Genomic DNA, 4187 nt, shown 5'->3' with positions numbered 1-4187 from the left:
CGTCGGCGACGCCGGGGGCGGGGAGCCGCGGACGCCGCAGAAGAGCCTCGATACGGGCGCGGAGCTCGCGCGGGCGGAACGGCTTCACCAGGTACTCGTCCGCTCCCGAGGTGAGCCCGAGGACCACGTCGGACTCTTCGGAGAGTGCGGAGAGCATCATGATGAAGGTGTCGCTGACCCGCCGGATCCGCCGGGCGACCTCGAAGCCGTCGATGCCGGGAAGGTTGATGTCGAGGGTCGTGATCACCGGATGGTGCTGTTCGACGGCAGCGAGCCCCTCGACGCCGGAGCCCGTGAGGATCGTCTCGAAGCCGGCCGCGAGGAACACCTCGTCCAGGAGTGATCGCACGTCGGGATCGTCTTCGATGATCACGGCGACGAGTGCGGGCGTCGACGTCGAGGTCATGCGGCGCTCTCGCGCACGATCGTGACGATCCTCGGCGCATCCGAATCGAGCTCCGAAGGGTCGAGGTCGTCCGAGGACCCCACAGGCCGCTCCACCTCGATGTCCCACCAGGAGTCGGCCAGCTCCTCGGCCATGCCTCTGCCCCACTCGACCACCACGACGGAGCGCTCGAGGTCGAGGTCGAGGTCGTCGAGCTCCGCCGCCGAACCGAGGCGGTAGGCATCGACGTGCACCAGTGGCGCTCCGCCGACCAGCGAGGGGTGCGTGCGGGCGATCACGAAAGTGGGGCTCTGCACGGGACCGCGCACCCCCAGACCCTCGGCGAGCCCGCGGGTGAAGGTGGTCTTGCCCGCTCCGAGCGGACCCGTCAGGACGAGGAGGTCGCCGGCTTCCAGCTGTTCGCCGATGCGCAGGCCCAGCTGCTCCATCTCCTCGGCGGTCGCGATCTCCCGACGACCGAGGAACGCGGGGTCCACGCTCACGAGGCCCGCCGGGGCACGCGGGGACCGATGCGGGTGACGATCTCGTAGTTGATGGTGTCGGCGGCATCGGCCCAGTCCGCCGCTGACGGCACGCCGAGGGTGGGGTCGCCGAACAAGACGACCTCGTCGCCGATCGAGACCGGGGTGTCTCCGACGTCGACGACGAACTGATCCATCGCGATGCGTCCGACGTTCACGAACCGGCGTCCGCCGATGGAGACCGGGAGCTTCCCCGACGCATTGCGCGGCACCCCGTCGGCGTATCCGAGAGGCACGAGGACCAGCGTCGTGTCGCGATCCGTTCGATGGTCGTAGCCGTAGGAGACGCCCGTCCCGGCCGGCACTCTGCGCACGGCGGCGATCGCCCTGTCTACGGCACGAGTGGATCGGGCAAGTCGACCGTGCCGTAGACGAGCAGCGACCCGTCCTTGTCGGGATGGAAGTAGGCCGGCTCCTGCAGCTGACGCTCCGGGACATCCATCTTGCCGAGCAGCACCTGTCCGTCGCCGAGCACGGGGAGGTCGCGCATGTCGACGGCGCCCTCCAGATCGTCGAGCCACGGACGTCGGGGCGCGGGGATACGGGCCTCTCGTGCCGCGCTCACGAGCGTCGCCACGATGCGCTTCTGGTCGTTGGGTCCGAGGTCCTCGTCATGGGACTCGGACTCCGGCGCCTGCTCGGCCTCCCACGTCTGGATGGAACCGAATCGGAGTTCGGCCACCTTCACCTCGGCGACCTGCGCCTCGTCCGTCGTCCACCCGCCGGCGTACGCCGACTGGAACGGCACGAGGCGCCCTGGGCCGGTCTTCGCGATGCCGCGCCCCGGCAGCGAAGGCGGGAACGTCGCGGCCACCGGATCGTCCACGACATCCTTCGAATCGGATTCGTCCGCCATGCGCAGCGCGACGCGCAGGTTCGTGTTCGCCCGCAGATTGTCCTTGATGACACCGGCCGGTCGCTGCGTCGCCATGATCAGGTGGATGCCGAGGGAGCGACCGCGCTGGGCGATGTCGACGACGCCGTCGACGAACTCCGGCACCTCTCCGGCGAGCGCGGCGAACTCGTCGATCACGAGCACGAGCGCCGGCGGAGTCTCCGGGTCACGACGCTTCTCGAGTTCGAGCAGGTCCTTGGCCTTCTTGCGGTTGAAGAGGTGCTCGCGGTGGTGCAGCTCGGCACGCAGGCTGGTGAGGGCGCGACGCACCAGGTGCGGGCTCAGGTCGGTGACCAGGCCCACCGTGTGCGGCAGGTCGACACAGTCGGCGAAAGCGGAGCCGCCCTTGTAGTCGACGAAGAGGAAGGTGACCCGATCCGGGCTGTGGGCGGCTGCCATGCCGAGCACCCAGGCCTGCAGGAACTCGCTCTTGCCGGCACCGGTCGTCCCGCCGACGAGGGCGTGCGGACCCTGGGTGCGCAGGTCGAGGGTCATCGCGTCGGTCTGCGACTGCCCGATGATGGCGCGCAGGTTCCCCGCCTTCTTCAGCCGGGCCTGCGGGGCTCCGGAGCGGTCGATGATCGTGTTGTTCTGGCGCCAGCGGTCGATCACCGCATTCGCGTCCTCCGCGACCTCGGTGCCCACCAGGGAGAGGAAGCTGACCGAGTTCGGGATGTCGGAGGAGTCCTCGATCACGGTGCTGGAGTCGACGACAGGGGCCAGCCGCTTGGCGAACATGGTCATGTAGGCGTGCGAGACGCCCTCGACCTGCACTCCGCGATAGTCCACGCCGCTGCGGACCGTGCCGACTACCGCATCGCCGAGCCCTGCGCTCACGTCGACGAACGTGCGGCACGCGGCAGGCAGCGCCTCGACCACGGGAGCGACGAACAGGCCGTACACGCCGACGTCGGCACCGCGTTCCAGGATCTGGGTCAGCCGGGCTCGATCGACAGGAGCATCGTTCGTGATGATCACGAGGATCGCCGTCTGGCCGGGGAATGTCGCGTCCTCGGCGGCGCGCTTGACGTCGGTGCCGTAGCGCATCGGGTCCCAGTCGGCGCCGTACGGGGGCCGGGCGGACTTCGACTCCCGCGAGCGACGCAGGACGATCTCCTCCAGGCCGCTGAGCAGTGCCGTGCCGGTCGACGCGGAGTCCGCCAGAGGCATCTCCTTGAACGGGTTGCGCTCACTGGAGGTGTGGGGCAACCACTTGAGCCAGTCGAGCTCGTTGGCCCAGCCCGGCTCGGTCAGCGCGACCGTCACCAGCTCGTTCGGCGAATGCGTGCCGAACAGCTGCACGGCGATGCCGCGGAGCGCATCGCTCGCCAGCGATGTGGGACCGGCGACACCGATCGACCCGACGCTCTGGAGCGACTCCAGGATCGGCACGTCGTCGATCATCCGGTACCGCTCCTCGAGGCGGTCGACGCGCTCGACGTACTCGACGAGCGCGTCAGGGCTCTCGGTGCGCTTGATGCGCGTGCGCGCCTCGCTCTCGCAGACGCCCAGGCGCATCGCGAGGAAGTTCCAGTGCTCGGGGCGTCGCGTCCACAGCAGGGGTCCGAGCCGCATCGCCTCGTCGAACACGACGGCGACGGCCGGTACCTCGTTCTGCCGCACCTCCCGCTCCTTCGGGTGCGAGTGGTAGAGCGTCTCCTCCAGGCGTTCGAACTGCTCCTCGAACGACTCCGCCTCCTTGCGCAGACGCTGACCGAGGTTGGTCTTCTGCGAGATGAAGTTCCCGAACATCATCATCGGCGACGCGGCGGCGATCAGGAGGGATGCCGGACGCTGCGTGATGCTGAACATCGTGACGGCCAGCAGGATCGGCGCGACGAGCATGGGCCAGGGGAACAGCCGGGACGGCTGGTCGCGGGGGTAGCGCGGTTCGTCCAGTTCCTGCCCTGTGAAGCGCTCCTCGACGCGCGGGCTGCGGTTGAACATCAGAGCGCCCCCGCGCTCGAGCACCGGGTCACCGCTGGCGGAGCCGTCGAAATCGCTCACCATGTGCACGACGAACTCGCAGTCGCCCAGCACGAAGCTCTGTCCGGGGATGACCCGGAGCCGCTGCACGAGTCCGCCGTCGACGAGGATGCCGTTCGCGGAGTTCAGATCGACCAGTTCGACGAAGGTCGCCGCGACCTCGATGCGGGCGTGCCGCTTCGAGACCAGCGGGTCGGCGATGGTCACATCGTTCGCGGCATCGCGTCCGATCAGGAAGTGCCCGATCGGCATCAAAGGAACGGACAGACCCACCTTGTCGGCCGCGCCCGGTACGGGTGGCGCAGCCTCACTGAATTCCAGCTCGAGACGATCATGGAACGAGTCGAAGACCTCGAGACAGAGTTGAACAACGGCGAGC

At 68.8% G+C, this 4187-nt stretch carries 3 protein-coding genes and 1 pseudogene; all 4 read right to left on the bottom strand.

Annotation, left to right across the window (positions count from 1 at the left end; translation table 11 throughout):
* On the bottom strand, positions 1-406 hold a 406-nt coding region (locus tag KZA10_RS08815), incomplete at its 3' end, for a response regulator transcription factor (RefSeq protein WP_218682680.1).
* Positions 403-888: a tRNA (adenosine(37)-N6)-threonylcarbamoyltransferase complex ATPase subunit type 1 TsaE gene (gene tsaE / locus KZA10_RS08810; protein ID WP_371861308.1), complete on the bottom strand. Its 486-nt coding sequence runs from the start codon at positions 886-888 to the stop codon at positions 403-405. The genes KZA10_RS08815 and tsaE, both read right to left, overlap by 4 nt.
* Positions 885-1253, bottom strand: a pseudogene (locus KZA10_RS08805) (alanine racemase); the annotation flags it as partial. The pseudogene KZA10_RS08805 and the gene tsaE, both read right to left, overlap by 4 nt.
* Positions 1254-1258: 5 nt before the next feature.
* Positions 1259-4187: FtsK/SpoIIIE domain-containing protein (locus KZA10_RS08800; RefSeq protein ID WP_218682679.1), on the bottom strand; the 2929-nt coding region annotated here is incomplete at its 5' end.

This window comes from Microbacterium sp. BF1 (genome assembly GCF_019279095.1).
Lineage (GTDB): Bacteria > Actinomycetota > Actinomycetes > Actinomycetales > Microbacteriaceae > Microbacterium > Microbacterium maritypicum.
The sequence above is the reverse complement of the archived record's forward strand: the minus strand, read 5'-3'. Positions and strand labels throughout refer to the sequence as shown.